We start from the raw sequence: 2,252 nt of genomic DNA, 5'->3' as shown, positions 1-2,252 counted from the left end.
ATCTCTTGTGGGGTGGGCGGGACGGGCAAGATGCCCATCCCACAAGCAAAATCAATCTCTTGTGGGGTGGGCGGGACGGGCAAGATGCCCATCCCACAAGCAAAATCAATCTCTTGTGGGGTGGGCGTGGGACGGGCAAGATGCCCATCCCACAAGCAAAATCAATCTCTTGTGGGGTGGGCGTCCCGCCCGCAAGATGCCCATCCCACAAGCAAAATCAATCTCTTGTGGGGTGGGCGTCCCGCCCGCCCAGGGCATTGGTGCAAGATGTGAGTAAAGGAAAATAGCCGAAGGAACTTCAGGGGGCAACTTCCGTCCAGTAAACCGATCCAGTAACCGCGATTGTGGGTAAGGGCGAAGCAAGAGGGCAACATTTGACTGTCCTCTTGCTTCGTCCTTCCAGGGTAAAATGCCCTACCGACTATTAACTCAAGTTGCTAGTTATCTCTCTGGGAGCGGCTAATGGCTAATGGCTAATGGCTAATGTCAGTAAAAATCCTATATTAGCAAGCTCGCAATTAGCAAGCTTGCAACGCCAAAGTTTATAACTAGCAAGTTACGTTATGACTGAATTGTCGTTCTAGTTGTGTCTTGCGCCAAGCTTTAGGAGCCATCCCAAAACTGAGACGAAACTGTCGAAAGAAACATCCCGTATAGGAATAACCTACTGCTGCTGCAATTTCTTCCACCGATCGATTAGTTTCCAAAAGCAAAAAGCAAGCGGCTGTCATTCGTCGTTCAACAATCCACTGGTGAACTGTCTTACCACTTTGGCGTCGCATTAAATCGGTTAAGTAAGCTGGTGAATAACCCACTGCTTGAGCTACATCGTCTAGGGTAATTGGTTGATGATAATTGGTTTCAATGAATTGGAAAACTTTACCGATTTGGGAGTCAGAAGCAAAGCTTGACTGAGGCTCTTTTGGTTTGGCGCTGTCGGTAGAGAGAGATTGTTTAGCGTACCACTGCTTTTGGGTGACTTGTTTTTCTAAACGGGTGGCGATCGCTCTCAATAATTCCTCTATCGTACAAGGTTTCGTCAGATAGTCATCTGCTCCCAACTCCATGCCTTTACGAATGTCAGTCCAAGTGCTTCGCGCCGTGACAAAAATAAAGGGAATTATCGCAGTAATCGGGTTTTGCCGCAGCGTAGATAGGACGCCGTAACCATCGAGTTTCGGCGTGATAGTTTCGCTGATGATTAAATCGGGTAACTCTGCTTGTACCCGTTCAATAGCGATCTGGTTGTTTTCAGCACCTATGGTGTAGAAACCCGAAAATTTAAGCGATTCTAGAAAAAAAATTCTGGTTTCGGCTTGCTCTTCGATCACTAAAATTTTTTTCACTGTTTTTTCCTCTAATTACCCAAATGCCAAATTTATTTCTCTGTTTTGCCAGCTGATAATTGACGATTTTCACCAGTATTTTGGGACATCTTCGCCACAGTCAGCCAATAAAATCAAAGCGCGGCAGCGCCAAGCCATCAAACTGTCCTAGAGAGGATTTAGCTTGCACAAGGGCGGAATGTGGAAAAGTGTCTGCCCAAATAGCTGGATATCTCTGGCAAACGGACATTGATTCGGGATAATTTTGCACAACCACAGTGCCAGTTGAGGGTTATGCACCTCAATCCCATCTAGCCACTGACCCAGGGGTTTTAAGAGCTTTTCCAGAAAGCTATGATGTTGTATTTGGGCGAATGCTTGAGAAAAATTAGTAGGGACGTACATCAGTGACCTCTACTTCTTAAGAATTCGTTGATTTAACACTTCAGGACTTACGCAAACACCAAAGTTTCTCTGAAAAATAGTCCAGAAAGCAACTAGAGATCCCAGCAATAAACTTTGGTGATAGGTGAGTCGTGCGTCAGACCTGACTTGATATTGCTCCTGTATCAATTACTCGGACTCAAAAGCCCAAGAATTATGCAAACGCTTACAAAACTTAACAAGGTGTCATTCCCCGGCAACGGCTACTTATAGCGGGAAAACAGGCGCATGAGGTACACCTTCGTTTGTGTAGCGGCACCCTTAAGGGTGCCGCTACACAAACGAAGCCTTAAGGCTTTGCTTCACTCACTGGCAATCTGCTGTAATGCTGCCCGCACACCGCTGTCCTTGCGCCTTAAGGCTTTGCTTCACTCACTGGCAATCTGCTGTAATGCTGCCCGCACACCGCTGTCCTTGCCTTAAGGCTTTGCTTCACTCACTGGCAATCTGCTGTAATGCTGCCCGCACACCGCTGTCCTTGCC

At 47.0% G+C, this 2,252-nt stretch carries 3 protein-coding genes; 1 reads left to right on the top strand and 2 read right to left on the bottom strand.

Features of this window, described 5'->3' with window-relative positions:
* A partial coding sequence (locus MiSe_RS48705) for a hypothetical protein (RefSeq protein WP_226594682.1) occupies positions 1-273 on the top strand: 273 nt, incomplete at its 5' end.
* A 275-nt stretch (positions 274-548) separates the two neighbouring features.
* Here MiSe_RS48705 and MiSe_RS48700 read toward each other — a convergent pair.
* The gene (locus tag MiSe_RS48700) at positions 549-1,346 is read right to left on the bottom strand and encodes a response regulator transcription factor (protein ID WP_226594680.1); all 798 of its coding nucleotides are present in this window, start codon (positions 1,344-1,346) and stop codon (positions 549-551) included.
* Positions 1,347-1,493: 147 nt separating this feature from the next.
* Entirely contained in the window at positions 1,494-1,730 is a 237-nt protein-coding gene (locus tag MiSe_RS48695) for a Mo-dependent nitrogenase C-terminal domain-containing protein (protein ID WP_307731691.1), read from the bottom strand.
* Positions 1,731-2,252 lie beyond the last annotated feature (522 nt).

Origin of the sequence: Microseira wollei NIES-4236 (genome assembly GCF_020521235.1) — a bacterium.
GTDB lineage: Bacteria > Cyanobacteriota > Cyanobacteriia > Cyanobacteriales > Aerosakkonemataceae > Microseira > Microseira wollei.
The sequence above is the reverse complement of the archived record's forward strand: the minus strand, read 5'-3'. Positions and strand labels throughout refer to the sequence as shown.